Origin of the sequence: Streptomyces sp. NBC_00223 (genome assembly GCF_036199905.1) — a bacterium.
Lineage (GTDB): Bacteria > Actinomycetota > Actinomycetes > Streptomycetales > Streptomycetaceae > Actinacidiphila.
In genome coordinates this window covers 1,991,607-2,014,072 of sequence record NZ_CP108109.1, presented here as the reverse complement: position 1 = coordinate 2,014,072, position 22,466 = coordinate 1,991,607, and the positions used below count along the sequence as shown (strand labels likewise).

The window sequence follows — 22,466 nt, the reverse complement described above, 5'->3', positions numbered from 1 at the left end:
CGTCCGGGTGTGCCGCCGTTGCGGCGGATGGAGGGGGACCTGCCGGCCCCCTTCACCCCGGCCGGGGGTTGGGAAGGCGCGGGCGCCAGCCGATCGGCACCGCCGGGTCGCGCCGTCCGGGCGTGCCGCCGTCGCGGCGGGGTGAAGGGGACCTGGCCGGTCCCCTTCACCTGCGCCGGAGGCGGGTGGCCGGGGTTGGAGCCCGGCGGGGAGGTCAGTCCACGCCGGGGTAGTGGACGCCGATGCGCTCGCGAATCGCGTCAAGCGTCCGCATCACCGAGAGCGTCCCGTCGAGCGGGACCAGCGGCGACTCCGTCTCCCCCGCCCGGAGGGCCCGCATCACCTCCACCGCCTCATGCCTCATCGTCCCCCGCTCATGATCCTCACTGACCTCGGACAGCCACACCGTCCGCGGCTCCTCGTCCCTCCGGTGCAGCACAAACCGATCCGCGTGGAAGAACCCCTCAGGTATCTCGATCCGCCCATGGGTGCCCGCGATCATCGCCGGCGCCCCCGTATCGGCGGTCATCGTGCACGTCAACGTGGCCACCGCCCCGCTGTTCCACCCGAGCACGATCCCCGTGTTCGCGTCCACCCGCTCCGGCGTGAGATGCGCCCACGCCTCGACCGCGTCCGGCTCACCGAGGATCAACTGCGCGAAGGACACCGGGTAGACCCCGAGGTCGAGCAGCGCCCCGCCGCCCTGCGCGGGGTCCCGCATCCGGTGCTCCGGCGGAAAGTCGTTCGCGAACCCGAAGTGCGCCGAGATGTGGTGGACCCGCCCGATCGCCCCGTCACGGATCAACGCGGCCATGTGCCGTACCAGCGGGTTGCAGTACATCCACATCGCCTCCATCAGGAAGAGCCCGCGTTCGCGCGCGAGGTCCACCAGCTCCCTGGCCTCACGGGAGTTCAGCGTGAACGCCTTCTCGCACAGCACCGCCCGCCCCGCCTCCAGGCAGAGCCCGGCCGCCGCCCGGTGCGCGGAGTGCGGCGTGGCCACGTACACCACGTCCACCTCCTCGTCCGCCGCCAGCTCGGCCCAACTGCCGTACGCCCGCGGGATTCCGTACCGCTCGGCGAACGCCTTCGCGCCCTCCGCCCGGCGCGAGGCCACCGCGACGACCTCCGCGTCGGGCAGCGACTTCAGCGCCTCCGTGAAGGTCGCGGCGATACCGCCGGTCGCCAGAATGCCCCAGCGCACGGGTCGTACCGCACCCCCCGCCGCGGAGTTCCCGGAGGAAGCGCCCCCGGCCGGACCGGCCCCGCTCTGTGTCGCGTCACTCATCCGTCAGCCCTCAAATTCGTACGTCGTCGTCCCGGATCACTGAAAGAATAGGCGTCGGATTCAACTACCTACATGGAGAGTGCCGTGCGGGACGCCGGGCCGAGGGCCACCACGAAGATCACCACCGACGCCCCCACCGTCAGCACAGCCGCCAACCGCGACGCCGCGCGCCGTACCGGCCTGCTCGTCACCCTCGTCCTGGGCGGCCTCACCGCGCTCCCCCCGCTGTCCATGGACATGTACCTGCCCGCGCTGCCCCAGGTCACCGACGCCCTGCACAGCCCCACGGCCACGGTCCAGCTCACCCTCACCGCCTGCCTGGCGGGCATGGCGCTCGGCCAGATCGTCGTCGGCCCGCTCAGCGACCGCTGGGGACGCCGCCGCCCGCTGCTGGTCGGCATGGTGATCTACGTACTGGCCACGGCGGTCTGCGCCTTCGCCCCGAGCGCCCCGCTGCTGATCGGCTTCCGCCTGGTCCAGGGCCTGGCCGGGGCCGCCGGCATCGTCATCTCCCGCGCGATCGTCCGCGATCTGTACGACGGCCTGGAGATGGCCCGGTTCTTCTCCACCCTGATGCTGATCTCCGGCGTCGCGCCGATCATCGCCCCCGTCATCGGCGGCCAGATCCTGCGGCTGACCGACTGGCGCGGAGTCTTCGCCGTCCTCACCGTGATCGGCACGCTGCTCACCCTGGTCGTATGGCGCTGGCTGCACGAAACGCTGCCGCCCGAGGAACGCCACGCGGGCCGGCTGTCCAGCACCTTCGGCTCGATGCGCGTCCTGATGGCCGACCGGGTCTTCGCGGGGTACGTGCTCGCGGGCAGCTTCGCCTTCGCGGCGCTGTTCACGTACGTCTCCGCCTCCGCGTTCGTCATCCAGGACATCTACGGCGCCTCCCCGCAGACGTTCAGCCTGCTCTTCGGCGTCAACTCGATCGGCATCGTGGCCGTCGGCCAGCTCAACGGCAAGGTGCTGGTCGGCCGGGTCGACCTGGACAAGGTGCTGGCCGTCGGGCTCGTACTGATCACCGCGTCCTCGGTGGCGCTGGTGCTGCTGACCACCGGGGTCTTCGGCCGGGCCGGGCTCTTCTCGATCTCCGCCGCGCTCTTCGTCCTGATGTCGTCCATGGGCCTTACCCTGCCCACCACCAACGCGCTGGCGCTGATGCGCACCCGGCACGCCGCCGGAGCGGCCTCCGCGCTGCTGGGCACGTCGTCCTTCCTGATCGGCGCGGTGATCTCGCCGATGGCCGGGATCGCGGGCGACGGCACCGCCGTACCGATGGCCGTGATCCAGCTGACCTGCTCTCTTGCCGCGCTGGGCTGCTTCGCCGGGCTCTGCGTACGGGGGCGGCGTACGGTGGAGTGACGGAGGGTCCCGCAGTCCTCAGGAGGAAGCCATGTCCGACGTTCCGGACGAGAGCACCTGGGCGTTCAAGACCGCCGACAGTACGCTGCACACCGGTGCCGAGCAGACCGTGGACCCGGAGGATCTGGTTCTGCTCTCCGGCCGGGAACCCACGCCGGAGCTGATCGAGAAGGCCCGCAAGACCCTGGAGGAGTATGGCGCCGCCGCTGTCGAGAGGTTCCTGCCGTGAGGCGGGGCTCGACTCCGACGAGCTGAGCCGGATCGTCCCGGCGCTGGCCGCGCACCTGGAGCCGGCCCATGGGCGCCCGTGGTGCGCGGGCGCGGTCGTGCTGGCCGGGCGGGGCCGTACGGTCGCCCTGCACGAGGCGGTCGGCTGGGCGGTCCGCTACGCGGCGTACGACGAGCACACCGACCGTGGCGTCGAGCTGCCGCGCGAGCGGTGGGTGCCGGTCCGCCCCGACACCCTCTTCGACCTCGCCTCGCTGACCAAGCTCTTCACCGCCGTCGTCGCCGTTCAGCAGGTCGAACGCGACACGCTCGCCCTCGACGCGCCCCTCGCCTCGTACGTCCCCGGCCTCACCGCCGCGGCCGCGCACGGCATCACCGCGCGCCACCTGCTCACGCACACCTCCGGCCTGCGCCCGGAGCTGCCGCTGTACGACCTGCCCGACCCGGCCGCGCGCGCCGCCCGGCTGGCCGCCGAGGAGCCGCTGACCGCGCCGGGCACCGCCGTCTGCTACTCCGACCTCAATCTGCTGCTGCTCCAGACCGTCCTTGAGCACATCACCGGGCGGCCGCTCGACCGGCTGGTCGCCGAGGACGTGACCGGCCCGCTCGGCATGACCGACACGTGCTTCGCACCGCCCGCCGCGCTGCTGCCGAGGACCGCCGCGACCGAGGACCAGCGGCGGCCGTGGGGCAAGCTCGACCGGGGTCTCGTGCACGGCGTCGTCCACGACGAGAACGCGTACGCGATGGGCGGGGTCGCCGGGCACGCGGGCCTGTTCTCCACCGCGTGGGACCTGGCGCTGTTCGCCCGCGCGCTGCTGGACGGCGGCGCGGGCGTACTGGCCCCCGAGTCCGTACGGCTGTTGCTGCGCGGCGACCCCCGGCCGCTGGGCTTCGAGGCGGACCAGCCGTGGTTCATGGGCGAGTTGGCGGGGCGCGGCGCGGTCGGCCATACGGGGTTCACCGGTACGAGTCTGGTACTGGACCCGGTGACGGACACGTTCCTGGTGCTGCTCACCAACGCCGTGCACCCTGCCCGTACATGGCGCGTCGGCAACGCACCGCGCGCGGAGTCCGCCACCCACCTCGCCCGCGCGGCGGGCGCGACAGCGGTGGTCCCGTCACCGTAACGGGCCTGCGGTGGGGGGTTCTTCGAGGTGGGTGATGGTGAAGTCGTGGAGGGTCATGAGGAGTTGGGCGGCGAGGACCCAGGGGAGGTGGGGGTGGCCGTAGGGGTAGTGGCCGACGTGGACAGTGAGGGGTGTGGGGTGGGCGGGCTGGTAGAGGGCGCCGTTGACGCCGTAGGGGGTCCAGGCGCGTACCCGCAGGGCGACGCTGGCGGTGCGCAGGTGGGGGCAGGCGTGGACCGAGCGGTGGGCGCAGGGCAGGCAGACCGGGGGGTGGGCGGTGCGTTCCTGGCCGCGTCGCAGGTGGGGGTCGTCGGGGTGGGCGTCGATGAGCCAGAGCACTCCGTCGGCGTTGCGGTCGGCGGGGCCGCCGCAGATCTGGCACCGCAGTCCGCCCATCGCGATGCGCTGCCGCAGGCCGTGGACCTTCCCCAACTGCGGTAGCCCCCGGCCGGGTTCGGACGGCTCACGCCGCCACAGCACCCCGTGCCCGTCCCGGTCGAACGACCGCTCGTCCGCATACGCGATCCCCGGCCGCTTACGCCCGACCACCACGGGCATCGCCGCCGGCCGCTCCCCACTCCACCGCGCCACGTACGGCACCCCGTCGGTCCGCCCCCGGTTCTGCGACGCGCCGCCGACCCTGGCCGGTACCGGTGAGGCGTCGGCCGTTGCCCGTTCCCCGGCTCGGCGGGCGGGGTTAAAGTCGTCCACGTTCAGCCTGCTTTCTCCAGGTTGAGCCATGCCCCCGGACCGGTCGCACGGTCGCGGGGGTCCCGTTTCGCTCTAGGCAACCGGTTGGTCACGCACAGCGGTACTGTGGAAGCCGACGTGGGTTTCAAGAGCGTTAAGCGTGCGGGAGTGGGGGCGGAGGCATGGGTGACCGGCGGCCGAACGAGGGACTGAGGAGGCTGCACCGGGAAACCGGCTGGACGCTGCGGCAGTTCGCCCTGGCGGTCAACAGGCTGGCGACCGAACGGGGGAGGCCGACCCGGTACGAGCCGCCGTCCGTGCACCAGCGGCTGGCCGGGCATCTGCCCCGCGACGAGGCCCGCCCCCTCATCCTGGAGGCCCTGGCCCGCCACCTGCACCGCCCGGTCACCCACGCCGAAGCCGGATTCCCGCCCCCGCCCACGTCCGGGGCGGACGTGGGCACGGTGGAAGGACTGTTGGACCTGGGAAGGAGCGACATGGACCCTTCACGTCGGAGCGTTGTCGGTGCGTCGCTTTTCTCGGCGGCGTTGGCCGTTCCGGGCTGGCAGGACGTCATCGGGCGGATGGAGGCGATTCAGCGTGGGCAGGTGCGGCGTATAGGGGTGCCGGAAGTCGACATGGTCGTTGCCATGACGGAGCAAATGTCGAACCTTGACGATCAGTTCGGCGGTCGGCATGCCCGTCCGATGGCGGCTGCCTTTCTGGTCAATACGGTGGCACCGTATTTGAGGGCGGATGCGACCGAGGAAGTGCGTAGGGCGATGATGTCCGCTGCTTCACACCTGTGCTGTCTGACCGGCTACATGGCTGTGGACGAGGGCATGCACGGTGTCGCCCAGCAGTATTACGTGAAGGCGTTGGAGCTTGCCGGTGCGGCCGAGGATCACATGAGGTTTTCCGGCGCGCTGCGGGAGATGAGTGTCCAGGCAGTGGACTTGCGGCACGGCCCGGAGGCGCTACGCCTCGCCGATGCCGCGGCCGCCGCGTCTCCGCAGGCAGGGCCACGTATGCGCGCGTTCCTCGTGGGACAGCAAGCACATGCGTCGGCTCAGGTCGGCGACCGCAGAAATGCCGTGGCGTATCTCCGTGACGCCGATACGGCCATGGAGAAGGCGGAGTCCGGGAATGTGCCCGGGCGCTACACCCCCGCGGCCCTCCAGGACCACATTAGTCATGTCCGTTTCGAACTGGGAGACATGGCAGGGTCGGTCGAGGCTTTGAAACAGGCCGACAGCATGCGCGCCGGAATCTATCGTGGAACTCGGGTGAGGAAACGCGGGCTTTTGGCCGAACATCAATTCGCCATCGGTCACCTTGAAGCGGCCTGTACGACATGGCACATGGTGCTGGACGATTTCCCCTCGGTCCACTCCGGCCGGGCCGACCAGCGCGTCAGGGAAATGTTCCGACTGATCCGCCCCCACCTCAAGAATGCGACCGCGCGCGGCCTCCACGAACGCGCCCGCGTCGTCGCCCCCAGACTCGCGGCCTGAGCCGCGTGGACGCGTTCCCGCCCGGGCCGGCCGTCGGCGCTATGGAAGCGCCGTTCAGCCTGGCCGTGGCGGACGCGGGGCATCAGATTTCCGGGTCTGTGTGCCAGAGGGACTGGCCGAAGAGGTCGAAGTCTCAGGCGGCGAGAATCGCTGTGGCGCGTTCTCGGAAGTCACGAACAGCGGGGACGGCGTTGTGGGCCCGCATTTTGGCAGCTAGTTCGAGCAAGGGGCCGGTAGAGCGGTGGGAACTGATGTCCACAGTGAGGTCCAGGGCTTGGTCGGCTGTGGCACATGCGCGTTCCAAGTCGTTCTGGCGCCACTGTGCGTCGGCTTGTCGGGACAGGAAAAGCGCGTGCGTGCGCACCCGGTCAGCGGGGTACAGGGATGCGGCCTCTGCGAACACGGCTTCGGCCCGGCCAGGTTGATTCATGTCCAAGTGAGTGGAGGCGATGGCGCCGAGAAGTTCGCAACGGTCGTACCAGTACACCCAGTCCGGGTCTTCATCGACGGCGTGATCGCTGGCGTCGAGGAGTTCGGCAGAGCGGTCGAGGTCGGCCCAGCAGGCCGGGTCGTTCTGGTGAGCACGGGCTCGGGCGCGGCGGCTGAGGAGCATGGCCATGACCCGGTCGGTGGTGCGGCCCCGGGCGGCGGCGAGTGCCGCGGTCACCATGGCTTCAGCGTCCGCCGGGCGCTCGGTGTTGTAGGCGGCGATCGACCAGAAGGCCAGCACATGGGCGCCGAGGGCGGCATCGGATGCGGCGTGTGCGGCATGCAGCGCGGCGTCGAAGGCGTCGTCGGGGCATTCGCCTCGGGTGTCGAAGGCGGCCCAGGCGCGCATGCGGGCGAAGTCGGCGGCTGCGGCATGCAGCCGGACGCCGTGGGCGTCGGTGTAGCTGCGGTCTTTGAGGAGCCGGGCAACCATGCCCATGCTGGCGTGGGCTTCCTCAAGGAGTTGGCCCCCTCCATTGGTGTCATCGGTGTGCCGCAGTTCGCGCACTCGGCGTTCGATATGGGCCACGGCGGTCTCGCCGATGCGCTGGCCTTGGGAGATCTGGCCTGCTGCAGCCGGGTCGGCGGTGAGCCACGACATCAGCGAGGCGGTGAGGGTGGCTCCGGTCAGGAAAGTGAAACTCCTGCGGTCAATCTCCATGTCACTCCCGGACACTTCGTAAAGCGCCTCGACGGCGCCGGAGGCGTTCCAGCAGTGGTGGGTGGGCTGTTGGACAGGGTCCGCGGACAGCCAGTTCGGCCACGGCTGCTGGGCTGCAACTTCTTCAGGAATACCCAACAGTTCGGCGATGAGAACTTGCGTGGGTCGGTCGGGTCGGCGTCCGTGCTCCCAGCGCAGCACCCCGTCCTTGCCCGTGCCGAGGCTGATGCCGCGTGCACGGCCCAACTCGCATAAGCGAGTGGCGAGGTCGGTGCGGGACCAGCCGCGAGCCGTGCGAGACCGCTCCAGCAGGTGCATGAGACGCCTCCGCCCGTCGCATCAATGTGCAGACAGTAAAGCGCGACGGTATCGGTCACAGCTGACTCACGGAAGGGCCATCTGGGGTGCTCTTGGGGTGCTCCTCACCGCACCCGCAGAGCATCCGCCTGCAACCTTCCGCCTCCGCTGAATTGCCCGCACAGTAATGATCCCGGCACATGGTGTGACCGATCCGGACCTGGATCAACATGACGGGTTCACCGCCACCGGCCGTTGCCGGCGAGCAGCAGGTCACCAGTCGTCGATCCTGAGGGCCGGGGCACGCTGCTGGTCGCGCTGAACGCCAGTCGGTGGGTCGGCAAGGGACGACCACCGGACCGCTTGCAGGACACTCTCGGCCTGCCGGGACCTTAACCGCACATGGTAGGAGGCGTGTTGGCGTCCGTCCTCAGCCGACACCGGCGATACCCGACATGGAGAGGACTCTTATGACTGCTCTGCCCTCGGACTCTGTCGGGGCACCGATCGCCCTACCCCCACCCGGTGTGAGTGCAACTGACCGCTCATCGCGTCCATCGGCATATCGCCCGGCCTCGGTCGCGGCGGATGCCTTCTTCGCGAAGCTGGCACTCGACCTTCCCGCCAGTGACGCCGCCAGCATGGTGATCACGCATCTGCTGCCCGGTCAGATGAACTTCCTCGCCGCGCTGGGACGTGTCGCCACGGTGGAGGCGGTCCTGGCCAAACCCAAGTCCGCCGACCGGCGCACGCTGGAGGAAGTCACGGCGTCCTACCGCTGTGATCCACTGGACCGTGAGCGCTTCGCTGACCCCGAGTGGCTGGTGCCGTACTTGGAAAGGCGTGCGGCAGGGCGTCCCCTGGTACTCGCCGATGTCGGCGGGTACTTCGCTCCGGCACTCGCCGAGGCTTGCGCCGCTCTACCCGGGCAGATCGCCGGTGTGGTGGAGGACACCGAGAACGGTCTGCGCCGCTACCTCGAACTGGACGCGTTTCCTTGCCCGGTCTACAGCGTGGCCCGCAGCCCGCTGAAAGAACCTGAGGACCGCTTGGTCGGGGAGGCGATCGTCTTCTCGGCCGAGACCCTGCTGCGGCGACTGGGGGAGGTTCTGCCGGGGAGGCGTGCCTGTGTGCTCGGCTTCGGGAAGATAGGCGCGGGGATCGCGGCGGCGTTGCACGCTCGTTCCGTACAGGTGACGGTCCAGGACATCGACCCGATCCGGCAGGCGCAGGCCGTTGCCATCGGCTACGGCGCGGCGGATCTTCCCCGGGCGCTCGGCCACGCCGATCTGGTGTTCAGCGCCACAGGAAACCGCGCGATCGGTATGGAACATCTCGCGATGTTGCGCGACGGTGCATTCCTCGCCGGGGCCACGTCGGCGGACGATGAGTTCGACCTTACGGCCCTGGCCAGCCCGCGCGCCGGATTCGAGCGCCAAGACCTCATCCCCGGCGTGACGCGTTACGCCCGCTCGGACCACGCGTTCTGCCTCCTGGGCAACGGCAACGCGGTCAACTTCCTGCACTCCTCGGCGGTCGGGCCGGCCATCCACGTCATCAAGGCCGAGATCGTGGCCGCGGCATCGCTGCTGGCCGGTGAACGGCACCAGCCGGGCCTGTACGAAGTGCCGGCCACGACTCGCACCCGAATTGCCACAGCGTGGCTGGAGGCATTCCGGCCCTCCGCCACAGCCGGCCCGGCTTTGGGAACCGATCGAAGGGTGGAAATGCGGTGATCATCGCGATGGAGGGCGTGAGCTGCACGGGCAAGTCCACGCTGGCCGCCAACGTGGCCGCCCGGCTCGGATGGCAGACGATCGGCTGTTATTACCACGTGGCAGATGATCCGTCTGTCCTCGGGGCGCCGATCGCCCGGTCGGACACCGAACTGCTCAACGCCCTTACCGCCCACCTGGGCATCGAGCAGGAGCGCCACCGGCAGGCCACTGCGGCGCTTGCCCAGGACGGCGGAGTGATCATGGATCGCAGCGTCGACACGCTGCTCGCCCACGCCCGGGCTATTGGCCGGCTGCGCAGACTGGACGTCGACGCGCGGGCCCGCGCCGCAGTCGCCCGGCAGGTCACTGCCAGCGCTGCGGTGGTTCCCGACCTCACGCTGCTGCTGACCGCCGAACCGGCCGCACTGGTCCGGCGGGCGGCCTCTCGTCCGGGCCTACCTCCGATCTACTACGACCCGAAGTTCGCCGAGCACTTCAACGGCCACTTCACCGACCCGATCAGTCCGCGCTGTGTCCGGATCCGCGCGGACGCCGCCCCGGACCAGATCCTGGAAATGGCGCTGGCCCAGGTGGCCATGGTCGGGAGGACGTGAGGTGTACGCCTTCGGGCTGTGCGTGGACGAGCGCTATCTGCTGCCGTCCCTGGTGACCCTGTCCTCGCTGGCCGACAGCCTTACCCCCGCCGCGCGGCGGGAGGCGGCGGTGCGCGTCCTCACCCTCGACCTGACGCCTCAGCACGCCACTACTATGGCGGACCTGGTCCGACGGGCCGGCTTCGGATCCTTCGACCTGCGGTGGGCCCGACCCATGCGCACGGCGCTGATGGCTGACGACGACTACATCACCGTGACCGCGTACCTGAGGTTCAACTTCACAACAGTGTTCGTCGACCGCCCCTACCTCATCTACATCGACGCCGACACCCTCGCACTTGACGACATGTCGCTACCCCTGGGACGGCTCCGTGGGAACCAACTGGGCTTGGTCGCGGATGAATTCAACCCGGCCATCGGCCAGTGCAAGGCATTGCCCGGACTCGCCGATGACCGTCCCGACCTGCACGGCCGCCCGTACTTCAACTCCGGCGTGTGGTGGCTGCCGACGACGATGCTTGCCCCGGTGCGCGCCGGTGTCCGCCATGCCCTGCGCAGCGGAGGCAAGTACATCTTCCACAACGACCAGGATGCGCTGAACCTGTGGCTGCTCGACCAAGACGACGTGGTGCAGCCGGTTCCCGGACGGTTCAACCGCTTCGAACTCGCCCGCTTCCTCGAACGTAGCAACTGGACCCGCCGCTACACCACCCGCTCCCCGCACGCCACGGACACCGCGCTCCTGCACTTCGTAGGGAGCGCCAAACCCTGGCTGCCCAACTGTCCGACCACTGCCGAAGTATCGCTGTACCGCTCGCAGTTGTGGCGCACGCTGGGGCATCTCGATCGCCTCGGTGACCTCAGCCTCCACGCGCCGCCCTTCCGGACGCGGCCGTGACCGGAACGCTCGGCAGGCAGACCCTGGACGCGGCGTGCCGGGACTTGCTCGGCACAGCCGCCATCGACGCGCACCGCCTCACCCAGGCACCCCGGTCAGCGGTCTACCGGACGACGCTGCGGGCCTCCGGGCTGCCTGCCAGCGTGATCATCAAGCTGCACACGGGGTCCGCGAGCTGGAAAGCGGCCAAGGAACACCGGGTCGTCACCGCGCTCGCCGGCTCCGCACAGCTCGGCCTGCCCCGGGCGTTGGCCTGCGGCGCCGTGGCCGGCGCGGACGTGACCGCGCTGGTCCTGGAGGATCTCGGGAGGCTCAGCCTCCACGAGGCCGTACGGACCGGCGACTGGCCGCGCCATCAGGCGCTGCGGTTGCTGGGGCACCTGTTGCGCGAATTCCACCGGCTGCCGCGCGGCGCGCAGCCCGGCGCCAGAAGGGCGTTCGCCGAGCAGGTCACCGTACTGCTTGCGCGTCTTCCCGAACCCCTGCGGGTGGCCACGCGCGGGGTGCTGCTCCGGGCGGTCGACCTCGCCGAGACCCATGACCAGGTCCTGTGCCATGGCGACCTCCACCTCGGCAACGTCGTGCTGCCGGCCACGGACCCGCGTCCGCACCTCATCGACTTCGAGCAGACCGCCCCCGCGTTCGCCGAGTACGACGTCGCGCAGGGCGTGGTCACCTGCGGCGTCCTCGCTGCCGGCGACCGGGAGCTGATCGCCGCCGGATACGGCGGCGGCCTGGACGACGGCCTCCTCACCCACCTCATCGTCTTCCACACGCTGCGGGGATGGCTGTACGCGGCCGTCCGCGAGAAGCGGGACACACAGCTGTGGCAGACCCGCCTGAACACCGCCCTCGACCAGTACAGCGCGCTGACCTGACCCCGGACGAGGAAGGAGAACGGCCATGGACAACCCGGTATCCGCACCGTTTCCGGTGCTGTCGGTGGTGATCCCCGCCTTCAACGAAGAGGACTACCTGCCCAGGTACCTGCCGACCGTCGCCGTGTCCCTGGCCCACTGGGAACGGGAGAGCGGTCAGCGCGGCGAGATCGTCGTGGTCGACAACGCCAGCACCGACGCGACCGCTCAGGTCGCGGCAGGCCTCGGCGCACGGGTGGTGCCCGAACCGGTCCGCGGCATCGGCAGGGCCCGCAACACCGGCGCCGCAGCCGCCCGCGGCACCTATCTGGTTTTCATCGACGCCGACGTCGACTTCCCCGCCGACGGGATCCGGGACGCCGCCCGCCACCTGGACTCCGGCGCCTGTGTGGGCGGTGCGATACCGCCGCTGTACGAGCCGGACAAGCCCGGCACCCGGCTGCTGGTCGCGGCCTGGGGCCTCTACCGCCGCTTCCGCGGCGGCGCTCAGGGCGTCACGCAGTTCTGCACCCGCGAGGCGTTCGACACACTGGGCGGCTACCGGCCCGACCTCTACATGAGCGAGGACGTGGAGTTCTTCGCCCGCCTCACCCGATTCGGCAGCCGCACCGGCGCACCGGTCGTCCACCTCACCCACCTGCGGGTCCGCCCGTCCCATCGCCGTTTCGAGCGCTGGCCGAGCTGGCGGATGATCTGGTGGGCCAACCCGATCACCGCACACCTGTTCCTGTCCTCCCGCCGGTTCTGGCGGCACTGGTACGACACCCCCGTCCGCTGAGAGGACCGTCCAACGTGACCTCCACCCAGAACCGGCCCGTGCTCCCGGTGCCCGACGCGGCCGGCGTCTACACCTTCCCCGACGACCTCGCCCGTGCCCATCAGCACCACCAAGACCAGCTTGCCCTCCGCCGCAGCACCGGGGACCGCGCCGTCGTCCAGGTCACCGCCCCGTACGGCAGAGGCCGCTATCTGATCGAGCAGCGCCGCCCGTCCGGGCGGCCTCTGGTGGTCCTCGAACCCCACCACGACGACATGGCCCTGTCCGCCGGCGGACTGCTGCTGTCCCGGCCCCGCCCCCTCACCGTGATCACCGTGTTCACCCGGTCGACCAGCGCCGACCGGTCCGTCCAGCAGGCACATCCCGGCGAGGACGCCATCTCGCGGCTACGCGCCGAGGAATCCCACCAAACCCTGAAAGCACTGGGGGCCGCCCGCACGCTGCTCGGCCACAGGGACGCCCGGCCCCCGTACCGGCCCTACGACCCGGCGGTCCTCGACCAGGTCACGGAGGACTTGGAACATGCCCTCGCCGGGATGGGTGAGGCCGAGCTGCTGGCTCCGGCCGCCGTCACCCGCCACCCCGACCACCTCCTCGTCCACGAAGCGGCCCGACGACTGGGATGCCGCTGGTTCTGGGACGACGTCGCGTTCTGGCAGACCTACGGCCTGTCCGCCGACGACCGGCACCTCTTCCACGCCCGGGTGGGTGACAGCCTCGCCGCGGAACTGGCTGACATCACCACGGTGCTCCTCGACAAGCTCACCCTGCTCTACCTGCACGCCTCACAGCTCCAGCCCCTACGGGCGATGTACCGGCCGCTGCGCTACGCCTGGACCACCGCCGCCGAACTCCGAGGTGACGGCGACCCGGTCCGCTTCGCCGAACGGTTCTACCGATGGGAAACGCGATGACCCCAGCCGAGACGGGCACAGTGCTGTTCGCCTGGCGGCGCATCCCGCCGCCGTTCCTGATCGGCGGCGCCGAAGTCTCTCAGCAACTCCTCGCTGAAGAGTTTGCTGCCGCCGGCTGGCGGACGGTCTACCTCGCTTCCCACGAACCACCGTGGAGCGGCGCCTCCGACCTGCCGAACATGCTCGGCCACCTGGACGGCGCCGGCACCACGGTTGAGCGTTCGGCAGACGGCGCGGAGATCCGCTACGCCTGGAACGGCATCGAGGTCCGGGCCGTGCCGCAGGCCCGACTGGCCGCCGCACTGAGCGGCGCGCTCAAGGAGCTCGCGCCCCATCTGGTCATCACCTCCCAGGAGGGATCTGCCGAACTTGCCCGGACCGCACGCTCCCGTGCGGCCGTGGCCGGATGGCTGCACTCGGTCTCCAAGACCGGTCTGCACGTTCTGGACGGCCGTCCCCAGTACGCTCTGGCCACCTCTGAGTTCGTACGGTCCCGCATTCCGGACGCCCGGACAGCGACTCTGTTCTACCCGCCCTTTGCCCGCCCCGGCCCCGGCGACTGTGGTGTCGATGAGGAGCGTGACAGCGACCTACTCATGGTCAACCCGGTACCCGCCAAGGGCTCCGACCTTCTGCATCATCTCGCTGACCTGCTGCCTGATCGGCACTTCACCCTGGTCGAGGGCTGGTGGGACACCTCGGCCGAATTCGCGGACCACCCCAATGTCACCTACCTGCCCCGTACCTACGACATGAACACCCTCTACGCCCGGCACCGGCTGCTGCTCGTGCCGTCGGTAGTCGAGGACGCCTTCCCCCGCGTGATCATCGAAGCCGCCCTCGCAGGACTTCCCGCCCTCGGCTCCCTTCGGGGTGGGATCCCCGAGGCCATCGGGCCACAGGCGCTGCTCGCCCCAGCCGACGACGTCCCGACCTGGGCCTCGCTCATCCGCTCCCTCTGCCCGACACGGTTGGCCTGCATAGGTGACCATGCCCGTCTCAGGGCCGCTTCGTTGACGCGACCCTGCCTGCCCGAGCTCCGGGCCGCCGGCATCATCCCGCCGTGAGCCCACTCAGGACACGAGGGGCACGACTACGAGGAGGCGGTGAAGGCGTCCCGCACGGTGTCGCGCGAACCAGCCCACCACTCCAGCAGCCTCTCACCGGACGCCCACAGATGGTCCGGGCCGTGGTCGTCCTTGTCGTAGTGCCACTGGAGCTGCCAGAAGTCCGTCATCCGCTTCCACCACAGCCGCTCTACGGCATCCGCGAGATCCGTGTCCGAGATCGGTACCACGGACCGGTAGCCGGAGATGAACGCCGCCACGTGGCCGAGATCCATGCGGCCGTCCCCTGTGCTGAACTGCACCTGCGCGCTGCGCACGACCTCCTCGCCGTACGGACGCACTCCGAGCCGGTCCCAGTCGAGTACCGCCGAGACCACGGAGTCCTGCCACAGCAGGTTCAGATGCTGAAAGTCCCCATGCGTCCACCCCACTGTCCCGCGCGGCACCTCATCCGCCGGACGGTGCTCGGCCCACTGGGTGATCAGCACCTTCCGCCGGTTGAGTGCGGTGGCGGCAGCCAGGTCGAACGGCGACGGTTCCTCCAGCCGTGCGACGACCTCCAGGAAGCGGTCGGCCTCCGCCAGAGCGGACTCCGGCCGGGTCACCTTCGCCCGGGGGACCTCGACCGCTGAGGGCAGAGCCGCCTCCGGAGCCGCAAGACCCTGGTGGATCTCTCCGAGCAGCACACCGAGCCGCCCGGCTTCGTCCGCTTCGAGCGTGGCGCCCGGCCGGTGCGCCCCCGCCGCCCAGGCCAGCAGGCAGTAGCTGCGGCCGTCGACCTCGACCACCACATCCCCTGACGTGCTCGGACGCGGTGCGCACACGGGTAGTCCTGCGGCGGCCAGCGGCTGGAGGACCCGCAGACTTCTGCGAGCCTTTGGCACCGGCACGTCCACGATCTGCTTCAGCGCAAACTCGCCCTGCGCGGTCACGATGCGCCAATTCCGGTTCATCAACCCCTCGGCCAGATACCTGACGTCATGGATCTCACCGAGCCCGTACGCCGTCACCAAGGTCGGAAGATCATCCGTGGTGTCGCCGGGCCATACGCGTCCTTCTTCCTCACCAGCCACTGAGGCAGGCTATCGAGCCGCGCCACAACACGAGGACGTCTCCCCGCATCGCCCCGGCGCACGACAATGCTCCGGCTCCGCCGAACCAGGCAGCACGACAATGCGGCTACGAACGCGCCCGCGTCGTCGCCCCCAGACTCGCGGCATGAGCCCGTAACACAGCGGTGGGCTCACCGTTTCGGTCGGTGAGGAACGCTGGCGCGCTCCTCACCTGAGCGGAGCGGCGGGGGTCAGGACGACGTGGTGGGCAGGGGCTCGTCGAGTAGGAAGGCCCGTAGCAGCGCGGTGTACAACTGGGGGCGGCCGCCGGCGATGGAGTGGCCGGCGCCCTGGACGACGACGAGCCGGGAGTCCGGGAGGACGTGCCGGTACTCCTCGGTGACCTCGGCTTTGATGAAGTCGCACGAGCCGCGCATGATCAGCGAGGGGACGTGGACCCCGCGCAGCACCGGCCGCGGGTCGGGTATCCGTTCGAAGTCCTTGGCCGTCATCTGGTTGCTGTAGAACCCCTGGGGATTGTTGTGGGCGGTGGTGGGCGGCGCCCCCGCGCAGGAGGCGGTGTCCTTGCCGAGCAACGCGACCTCGTGCATCCAGTGGTCGAGTTCACGGTCACCGACCAGGGCATGCGCGGCAGCGGGGTTGACGCCCATCAGCAGACTCGCGGCGATGAGCCGGGGCTTGGTGTTCAGCTTCTCCTTGGCGGCCTTCTCGGCGGGCGTCAGCCGGGTCCACGGGTCGCCCGCCGTCGAACCGGGGTACTCATGGCCCCACAGGGCGCCCGGTGAGGTGAACACGGCCTTCGCCACATGGTCGCCGTGCGCTGCCATGTACTGCGCGGCGAGTGAACCGCCCCACGACTGCCCGACGAGGACGATCCGGTCCGCGCCGAGCGTGCGGCGGATCGCGTCGAGGTCGGCGACCTGGCGGGCGACCGTGTAGCCGCTGATGTCCTTGAGCCGGGTGGACCGGCCGGCGCCGAGCTGGTCGTAGGAGTAGACGTCGAAGCCCGCGGCGGCCAGTTCCCGGCCGCCCGCCGGGATCCCCTCGGCCGGGGTGCCCGGTCCGCCGTGCAGGAAGACCACCGGTGTCGCCCTGACCGGCGCGGCGGCCGGGACATGGACGTAGGCGATGCGCGAACCGGTCGCCAGGCTCCAGAACTTGACGCCGGGGGGAACCGGGCCGGCCGCCGAGGTGGGCATCGGGCGGAAGACGGTGACGGCCGCGAGCACCGCGACAGCGGTGGTGAGCACGGCCGCGAACAGCCCCGCGGCTCGCCAGCCCTCGCGGCCGAGCAGGCCGAACGCGGCCCGGCCGAGCAGAACACCGGTCAGTCCGGCGACCGTCAGCCCCGCGAGCGCGAGCAGCGGAACGACCGCCGTGACGGTGGCCGTGAGCAGGAGACCCGCCGCTGCGGCGAGTGGCGCCAGCAGCACGGTGACGACGAGAAGCGCGCCGCCCAGAGAGCGTCGAAGAGGGGTGTGTGCCATGTCTCCGAGGCTAGAAAGCCGCGAGCGCCGAACCGTCGTGCGCCGGAACGATCCCCGGCCGTCCGGCAGCCGTCGTCCGGCGGGGTGCCGGCCCCGCCGGGGGAGGGGGGTCAGCGGGCGCCGGGGGACGGGGTCAGCCGGCGCCGGGGCGGATCAGGCCCGTCTCGTACGCGGCGATGGTCGCCTGCACCCGGTCGCGGACGCCCAGCTTCCCGAGGACCACGGCCACATGGTCCTTGACGGTCCCCGTACTGATCCCCAGCTCCGCGGCGATCTCCGCGTTCGTCAGACCGTGGGCGACCTGCCGAAGGACCTCGGTCTCGCGCCTGGTGAGCCGGCTCAGCCGGGCCCCGTCGAGCGGACCGGGGTCCTGCGCGAACCGGTCGATCAGCCGCCTGGTCACCGCGGGATCGAGCAGCGCCGCCCCGGCCGTGACCACGCGCACCGCGTCGATCACCCGCTCCGGATCGGTGTCCTTCAGCAGGAAGCCGGCGGCGCCGGCGCGCAGTGCGGCGTACACGTACTCGTCGAGGTCGAACGTGGTGAGGACCACGACCCGGGTCGCGGGGGACCGCGCGCTGATCCGGGCGGTCGCCGTCAGGCCGTCGCAGCCCGGCATCCTGATGTCCATCAACACCACGTCGGGGCGCCGTTCCAGGGCCAGAGCCACCGCGGCGTCGCCGTCCGCCGCCTGCCCGACCACGTGCAGATCGGGCTCGGCGTCGATGATCGCCGCGATCCCGGCCCGTACGACCGCCTGGTCGTCGGCGATGATCACCGTAGCCATCGTGAGGGGAGCACCTCCGGCAGCCATACCCGCACCCGTCCGTCGCCAGCAGTCGAGAGCGTACCGCCGGCCGCGTCGGCCAGCGCCCGAAGCCGCCGCTCCACGCCGGATTCAGCCGGCCGTGGACCACGCACCTCGATCCCCTCCTCGCCGCGGAGCACGCCCAGGGTCACCCCTTCGGTCATCAGCAGCGCCGCCGCCCGGAAGGCGGCGACCTCGACGGCGGGCGGCGCGGGGCGGGCCGCCCCGCTGAAGCGGACGGTACCCCCGTACCGGCCCGCGAGCACCGCGATGCCCGCCACGGTCGGCGGCGGCGCGCCCTCCCGCGGTCCGCGCAGATCGGCGAGATCCTTCCGCAGCGCGGCCAGCGCCGATCTGGCCTCCGTCAGCACGGTCTCCAGCCGGCCGGCGTCCGCGGCGGCGATCACGGCCCACGCGTGCCCGCGCGCGGTACGCCGCAGCCCGGCGGCCACCCGCCGACGCTGCTCCCGCACCGCCGTGTCGGCCTCGTGCTCCAGCAGTCGCCGGCTCCGGGTGGTCGCGGCCGCACGGCGGGCCCGCCGCGACGCCGCGAGCAGCCCCAGCGCCCAGACGGCGAAGGCGGGAACCGCGAGTCCCGCGGAGAGCACCGCCCAGGCGGCCGCCCGGTCGCCGGTGATCCCGCTGCCGCCGGCCAGGGCCAGGCCACCCACCGCGGCGACCGCGAGCGCCGCCGGCGGGCCCGAACGGGTCGGCAGGTAGCAGCCGACGCTGTACACCAGCGTCAGCTCCACCCACCCGTACACGAGGAAGATGTCGCTGACCGGCGGCTGCGTCCATCCCGCCAGGTCGCAGCCCTGCCACAGCACCAGGGCCAGCAGCACCGCGGCCAGGGCGCGCCCGGGGAAGCGCGACCGCCAGCCCAGCGGCAGGGCGTGCAACCCCGACAGCGCCACGACCGACACCGCGGGGAGCAGCCCGACGAAGGAGTCGTCGGGACTTCCGGCCGACAGCAGTCCCGCGCCCAGCGACAGGGCGACCGCGAGGACCACCAGCGCCCAGTCGAGCGCGCTCGGTCCGCGCCAGCGGGGCCACCGGCGCGTGACGGGCGGCGCGGCCGCGGGCAGTTCGGCGTGTACGGTCCAGCCGCTGCCGGTGGGACCGTACACCAGCGTCCCGCCGGCGGCGGCGACCGCCGTGCGCAGCCCGATCAGGCCGTGACCGGTACCGAGGCCGGGTGCGGCGGCTGTTCCCCCGCTGTCTGTCACGGTGACGGTCAGGCCGGTGCCGGTGCGGGTGCGGGTGCGGGTGCGGGTGCCGGTGCCGGTGGCGGTGGCGGTTTCGGTTCCCGTGTCCGTGCCTGTGCCGACGTGGACCCGCACTGCCGCGCCGCCGGCGTACCGGGCCGCGTTCGTGAGCGCTTCCCGGGCCACGCGGTAGGCCAGCGCGGCGAGTTCGGGCGGGGCCGCGTCCGCCGTGCGCACGTAACCCGCGCCGTGGTCGGCGGCCAGCGTACGGAGGTCGGCGAGCGTATCCGCCGTATCCGGCGCCTCCGCTGTATCGGGCGCCTCCAGTGCCGTCAGCCGGTCCAGTTCGGCCACCGCCTGCCGGCCGGCGTCCGTCGCGTGCCGCAGCGCCTCCCTCGACCGCTCCGGATCGGCCAGCCGGAGCGCGGCGGCGGCGGACACGACGATCCCGGTGAGCCGGTGTGCGCAGACGTCGTGCAGCTCGGCCGCCAGCCGGTCCCGCTCGGCGAGCGCGGCGAACCGCGGCACCTCGGCGGCACCGGCGCGGTAGGCGGCCACCGCCGTCCGGCTCGCCCGGCGGCGGCGGCGCGAGCGGCCCGCCGCCCACGCGACGGCGGCGCCGCCCGCGGCCACCAGCGCGGTCCCGACCACTTCCCGAGGTGACCCCTCCAGCGCGGCGGCGGTACCCGTCACCACCACGACGGCCGCGGCCGCTCCCGCGACGGCGGGCCCCGCGGTGCGGCGCACGGCGAGTGTGTACAGGCCCACCAGCACGGCGACCGCCGGGACCACGACGCCTTGACCGGCCGCGATCCAGGCGCCCATCGGTACGGCCGCCAGGGTCGCCACCAGTGCGAGGACCGGCGCGGACGTGCGGAACACCAGCGCGGCGCACGCCACCCCGGTGCTCACCCCGGCCTGAGCGCCCACGCCGGTCCCCGCCGCCAGTTGTGCGCCGGCCAGCAGCACGGGTAGCGGCAGGTCCCGCCAACGCGGCGGCCCCTCCAGAAGGCCGAGCGGCCGGCCGGCGCGGAGTGTGCCGAAGCCTTCGGTCATCAGCGTCGGGACCTGCCTTCGGAAGGACCGGTGCGCGCAGGGAACGCGGCGGTATGCGAAAGGGAGCCGGGTTCACCGGTCTCCCCATCCTCCCCGATCCCCCCGGCCCCGCGCCGCCCCCACCGCCGCCGCTGCGGCGTTCGGCCGCTCGACTCGCCGAGCCGTAGCCCGAGTTGCCGGTGGCCGGCTCCCCCTGCCGGCAATCGGCCACGTCCCGTACTGACCGGGCGCTGCCACCGCGCTGCGAACCGGCGACGGATCGGCTCATGCCCCTGGCCGGCGGCCCGCGCGCTACGACGCCGTGAGCGGAACAGTCTCCAGCACGTCCCACCGGTACTCAGCTCCGCACCTGCGCAACTCCACGAGTTGGACATCGGCAACGATCAACTCGACACTGGGCAGCGAACGCAGCGAGGCCACCGTCTCGATGACGGGGGCAGCCTCCCGTCGGCGGTTGTTGTACGCGAGGCTGAGGTGCGGTCGGAAACCGGCGGTCTGCTTCTTCACCGGCAGGCCCATCGCCGTGTTGGCCGCGACGAGCACGGCATGCAGCTGAACCAGCGGTTCCCACGGGCTGAGCGTCAGCCGTACCGCTCCCCGCGAACCCGACAGCGGAGTCGCCCGCAAGGTGAAGGGCCCGGGCAGCATGGTCCGGGCCGTCTCGACCAGTCGGCGCAGCCGCGCGCTGTCCACGGAGTCGGCGGAACCCACTCGGACGAGCGTCGCGTGCAGCCATTCAGCGGGAACCGGGTCGAGGCCGAGCGGAGACAGCACCTCCTGGCAGCGGAGTACGAGTTCGCCGAGCGGCGGAACGTCGCGGAATGCGAGCAGCCAGTGGTAGGCCCGCGTGCCGCCCGACCAGCCGGGCCGTGACCAGTGGTCGGTCATCTCGTCGAGCGCGTCGAAAGCGGCCCAGTCGTGGGCCGTGATGGCCTTGGTGTCGTTCAGATCGCCGGGAGGGTCCACCGGGAAGGTGGCGGGGTGGGGCGTGAGCAGAGGCACCCGGAGGACCGTAGACGGGTCCCTCGGCCGGCACAAGCGCGGCGGCGGGCGGAGGTTGACCGCTTGCTGCCTCGCCGGGCAGTTCGGCGAGCCTTCGCGGCCGCCGAGCATTCAGCACCCGGCAGGCCCCCGGGCGCGGTTACGGCGTCGTGTTGGATTCGATCTGGTGGATGAGGCGTTTGAGGTGGGTGACTTCGTCCTGGAGGGCCTGGTCGCCGACGGGGGTGAGGGTGATCCACGTACGGGGGCGGCGGCCTTCGTAGCCCTTCTCGATGTGGATCAGTCCGGCCTTCTCCAGGACGGCGAGGTGCTGGCCGAGGTTGCCGGCGGTGAGTTCGAGGGTGGTGCGCAGGAAGCCGAACTCGGCGCGCCTGGCCTGGTGGACGACAGTGAGGATGCCGAGGCGTACGCGCTGGTGGACGACGTCGTTGATGTCGTTCACGGGGTGCTGGTCGGGCTGAACGGTCATGACTCGCCGCGCAGACGCGGCAGTTGGGCCAGGGCGAAGCCGAGGGCGCCGAGCAGGAGGAACACGCCGGTGACGGCCAGGCCGGGCAGGGCCGACCACGGTGAGGTGACGGCGATCCCCGACCAGCCGGAGGTGATCGGTGCCAGTGCGATGACCAGGTAGGCCAGCGTGAAGAGCAGCAGGGCGCGGTTGCGTTCCACCCAGGACAGCACCAGCAGCGGCAGCCCGATGGCGGCGGACTCCCCGCCGAGCCGGCTGAGGAACTTCGCCGTCCCCGAGCCGGGGTCGGCGTGCAGACCCCAGAACTCGACGGGGTCGCCGATCGGGGAGTGCAGGATCCACAGGGCGTGCGCGGCCATGAGGACGGCGATGCCGATCCCGGCGAGGACGTACGGCCGGACGGGGGTGCCGACGCCGTGGTGGGTGGAGCGGCGGATGTAGAAGAACGCGGTCGCGGCGTAGACGAGGACGAGCCCGAGCGTCCAGTAGAGCAGCGACCCCTGCCTGGTGGCGGCACAGCTCGCGAGCACGACCGTGTCGGCGGGCGGGTGGATCGCCGGGCAGGCGACGGGCCGGATGCTGAAGGTGAAGCGGTTGACGAGGATCGCGCCCAGCGTCAGCGCCCCCAGCAGCAGAAGGGGGAACCAGGAGGCCCGCTGGACCGCGCGAACCCTACGGGTGAGGTCGCCGAGGCCGGCGAGGACTTCATGGGGGGTGCGCGGTGACGGCACCGATGCGTCTGTCATACATTCAGCTTTGCATTACAGACCAGTCGTGACAAGAGACTGCTCTGAAGACACCGAGAACACGCGAATCGCCCCTTCCCCCGGCCGA

21 protein-coding genes are annotated in these 22,466 nt (G+C 71.3%); 11 read left to right on the top strand and 10 right to left on the bottom strand.

What is annotated here, in order from left to right; genetic code table 11:
* Window positions 1-214: 214 nt before the first annotated feature.
* The gene (locus OHA30_RS08445) at window positions 215-1,204 is read right to left on the bottom strand and encodes a Gfo/Idh/MocA family protein (protein WP_328913185.1); all 990 of its coding nucleotides are present in this window, start codon (window positions 1,202-1,204) and stop codon (window positions 215-217) included.
* Window positions 1,205-1,360: 156 nt separating this feature from the next.
* On the opposite strand from OHA30_RS08445, the gene OHA30_RS08440 reads away from it, so the two are divergent.
* From OHA30_RS08440 to OHA30_RS08430, 3 genes are read left to right on the top strand one after another with little or no spacing between them, the layout of a single operon-like run.
* Window positions 1,361-2,656 carry a multidrug effflux MFS transporter gene (locus OHA30_RS08440; RefSeq protein ID WP_328913184.1) on the top strand — a complete coding sequence of 432 codons (1,296 nt, stop codon included), beginning with the start codon at window positions 1,361-1,363 and terminating at the stop codon, window positions 2,654-2,656.
* A 31-nt stretch (window positions 2,657-2,687) separates the two neighbouring features.
* Window positions 2,688-2,885, top strand: a complete 198-nt coding sequence (locus tag OHA30_RS08435) for a hypothetical protein (RefSeq protein ID WP_328913183.1) — start codon at window positions 2,688-2,690, stop codon at window positions 2,883-2,885.
* The gene (locus OHA30_RS08430) at window positions 2,851-4,014 is read left to right on the top strand and encodes a serine hydrolase domain-containing protein (RefSeq protein ID WP_328913182.1); all 1,164 of its coding nucleotides are present in this window, start codon (window positions 2,851-2,853) and stop codon (window positions 4,012-4,014) included. Before OHA30_RS08435 ends, OHA30_RS08430 begins: the two co-directional genes overlap by 35 nt.
* Here the strand turns inward: OHA30_RS08430 and OHA30_RS08425 are convergent.
* The gene (locus tag OHA30_RS08425; RefSeq protein WP_328913181.1) at window positions 4,006-4,725 is read right to left on the bottom strand and encodes a hypothetical protein; all 720 of its coding nucleotides are present in this window, start codon (window positions 4,723-4,725) and stop codon (window positions 4,006-4,008) included. The genes OHA30_RS08430 and OHA30_RS08425 overlap by 9 nt on opposite strands.
* Window positions 4,726-4,886: 161 nt before the next feature.
* On the opposite strand from OHA30_RS08425, the gene OHA30_RS08420 reads away from it, so the two are divergent.
* The gene (locus OHA30_RS08420; RefSeq protein ID WP_328913180.1) at window positions 4,887-6,218 is read left to right on the top strand and encodes a tetratricopeptide repeat protein; all 1,332 of its coding nucleotides are present in this window, start codon (window positions 4,887-4,889) and stop codon (window positions 6,216-6,218) included.
* A gap of 133 nt (window positions 6,219-6,351) precedes the next feature.
* On the opposite strand, the gene OHA30_RS08415 is transcribed toward OHA30_RS08420, so the two are convergent.
* Complete coding sequence (locus OHA30_RS08415; protein ID WP_328913179.1) at window positions 6,352-7,686, bottom strand: helix-turn-helix domain-containing protein; 1,335 nt, start codon at window positions 7,684-7,686, stop codon at window positions 6,352-6,354.
* 506 nt (window positions 7,687-8,192) lie between these two features.
* Here OHA30_RS08415 and OHA30_RS08410 point away from each other — a divergent pair.
* The 7 genes from OHA30_RS08410 to OHA30_RS08380 are packed head-to-tail and all read left to right on the top strand — an operon-like array spanning window position 8,193 to window position 14,532.
* The gene (locus tag OHA30_RS08410) at window positions 8,193-9,401 is read left to right on the top strand and encodes an adenosylhomocysteinase (protein ID WP_328913178.1); all 1,209 of its coding nucleotides are present in this window, start codon (window positions 8,193-8,195) and stop codon (window positions 9,399-9,401) included.
* Entirely contained in the window at window positions 9,398-9,997 is a 600-nt protein-coding gene (locus OHA30_RS08405; protein WP_328913177.1) for a hypothetical protein, read from the top strand. Before OHA30_RS08410 ends, OHA30_RS08405 begins: the two co-directional genes overlap by 4 nt.
* A gap of 1 nt (window position 9,998) precedes the next feature.
* Window positions 9,999-10,895, top strand: a complete 897-nt coding sequence (locus tag OHA30_RS08400) for a glycosyltransferase family 8 protein (protein WP_328913176.1) — start codon at window positions 9,999-10,001, stop codon at window positions 10,893-10,895.
* Entirely contained in the window at window positions 10,892-11,773 is an 882-nt protein-coding gene (locus tag OHA30_RS08395) for a phosphotransferase family protein (RefSeq protein WP_328913175.1), read from the top strand. The genes OHA30_RS08400 and OHA30_RS08395 overlap by 4 nt, the downstream gene beginning before the upstream one ends.
* 25 nt (window positions 11,774-11,798) lie before the next feature.
* Window positions 11,799-12,551 carry a glycosyltransferase gene (locus tag OHA30_RS08390; RefSeq protein ID WP_328913174.1) on the top strand — a complete coding sequence of 251 codons (753 nt, stop codon included), beginning with the start codon at window positions 11,799-11,801 and terminating at the stop codon, window positions 12,549-12,551.
* A 14-nt stretch (window positions 12,552-12,565) separates the two neighbouring features.
* The gene (locus OHA30_RS08385) at window positions 12,566-13,465 is read left to right on the top strand and encodes a PIG-L deacetylase family protein (protein WP_328913173.1); all 900 of its coding nucleotides are present in this window, start codon (window positions 12,566-12,568) and stop codon (window positions 13,463-13,465) included.
* The gene (locus OHA30_RS08380) at window positions 13,462-14,532 is read left to right on the top strand and encodes a glycosyltransferase (RefSeq protein ID WP_328913172.1); all 1,071 of its coding nucleotides are present in this window, start codon (window positions 13,462-13,464) and stop codon (window positions 14,530-14,532) included. Before OHA30_RS08385 ends, OHA30_RS08380 begins: the two co-directional genes overlap by 4 nt.
* Before the next feature lie 26 nt (window positions 14,533-14,558).
* On the opposite strand, the gene OHA30_RS08375 is transcribed toward OHA30_RS08380, so the two are convergent.
* The 7 genes from OHA30_RS08375 to OHA30_RS08345 form a co-directional block, all read right to left on the bottom strand.
* Complete coding sequence (locus tag OHA30_RS08375) at window positions 14,559-15,605, bottom strand: phosphotransferase (RefSeq protein ID WP_328913171.1); 1,047 nt, start codon at window positions 15,603-15,605, stop codon at window positions 14,559-14,561.
* 230 nt (window positions 15,606-15,835) lie between these two features.
* Entirely contained in the window at window positions 15,836-17,092 is a 1,257-nt protein-coding gene (locus tag OHA30_RS08370; RefSeq protein ID WP_328913170.1) for an alpha/beta hydrolase, read from the bottom strand.
* A 133-nt stretch (window positions 17,093-17,225) separates the two neighbouring features.
* Window positions 17,226-17,879 (bottom strand): response regulator transcription factor, encoded by a 654-nt coding sequence (locus OHA30_RS08365; protein ID WP_328913169.1) that lies wholly within the window; start codon window positions 17,877-17,879, stop codon window positions 17,226-17,228.
* On the bottom strand, window positions 17,867-20,161 hold the full coding sequence (locus tag OHA30_RS08360; RefSeq protein ID WP_328913168.1) for a sensor histidine kinase: 2,295 nt from the start codon (window positions 20,159-20,161) through the stop codon (window positions 17,867-17,869). The genes OHA30_RS08365 and OHA30_RS08360 overlap by 13 nt, the downstream gene beginning before the upstream one ends.
* 291 nt (window positions 20,162-20,452) lie before the next feature.
* Window positions 20,453-21,163 carry a 2'-5' RNA ligase family protein gene (locus tag OHA30_RS08355; RefSeq protein ID WP_328913167.1) on the bottom strand — a complete coding sequence of 237 codons (711 nt, stop codon included), beginning with the start codon at window positions 21,161-21,163 and terminating at the stop codon, window positions 20,453-20,455.
* Window positions 21,164-21,302: 139 nt separating this feature from the next.
* Window positions 21,303-21,632: a winged helix-turn-helix domain-containing protein gene (locus OHA30_RS08350; RefSeq protein WP_328913166.1), complete on the bottom strand. Its 330-nt coding sequence runs from the start codon at window positions 21,630-21,632 to the stop codon at window positions 21,303-21,305.
* Window positions 21,629-22,378 (bottom strand): hypothetical protein, encoded by a 750-nt coding sequence (locus OHA30_RS08345; RefSeq protein ID WP_328913165.1) that lies wholly within the window; start codon window positions 22,376-22,378, stop codon window positions 21,629-21,631. The genes OHA30_RS08350 and OHA30_RS08345 overlap by 4 nt, the downstream gene beginning before the upstream one ends.
* Between the last annotated feature and the right edge of the window lie 88 nt (window positions 22,379-22,466).

Bases quoted from the DNA above. Each gene is read 5' to 3' on its own strand.
- OHA30_RS08440 (WP_328913184.1), top strand. From the start codon at position 1,361: ATGGAGAGTGCCGTGCGGGACGCCGGGCCGAGGGCCACCACGAAGATC.
- OHA30_RS08365 (WP_328913169.1), bottom strand. From the start codon at position 17,879: ATGGCTACGGTGATCATCGCCGACGACCAGGCGGTCGTACGGGCCGGG.
- OHA30_RS08415 (WP_328913179.1), bottom strand. From the start codon at position 7,686: ATGCACCTGCTGGAGCGGTCTCGCACGGCTCGCGGCTGGTCCCGCACC.
- OHA30_RS08390 (WP_328913174.1), top strand. From the start codon at position 11,799: ATGGACAACCCGGTATCCGCACCGTTTCCGGTGCTGTCGGTGGTGATC.
- OHA30_RS08345 (WP_328913165.1), bottom strand. From the start codon at position 22,378: ATGACAGACGCATCGGTGCCGTCACCGCGCACCCCCCATGAAGTCCTC.
- OHA30_RS08430 (WP_328913182.1), top strand. From the start codon at position 2,851: ATGGCGCCGCCGCTGTCGAGAGGTTCCTGCCGTGAGGCGGGGCTCGAC.
- OHA30_RS08360 (WP_328913168.1), bottom strand. From the start codon at position 20,161: ATGACCGAAGGCTTCGGCACACTCCGCGCCGGCCGGCCGCTCGGCCTT.
- OHA30_RS08350 (WP_328913166.1), bottom strand. From the start codon at position 21,632: ATGACCGTTCAGCCCGACCAGCACCCCGTGAACGACATCAACGACGTC.
- OHA30_RS08370 (WP_328913170.1), bottom strand. From the start codon at position 17,092: ATGGCACACACCCCTCTTCGACGCTCTCTGGGCGGCGCGCTTCTCGTC.
- OHA30_RS08435 (WP_328913183.1), top strand. From the start codon at position 2,688: ATGTCCGACGTTCCGGACGAGAGCACCTGGGCGTTCAAGACCGCCGAC.
- OHA30_RS08420 (WP_328913180.1), top strand. From the start codon at position 4,887: ATGGGTGACCGGCGGCCGAACGAGGGACTGAGGAGGCTGCACCGGGAA.
- OHA30_RS08380 (WP_328913172.1), top strand. From the start codon at position 13,462: ATGACCCCAGCCGAGACGGGCACAGTGCTGTTCGCCTGGCGGCGCATC.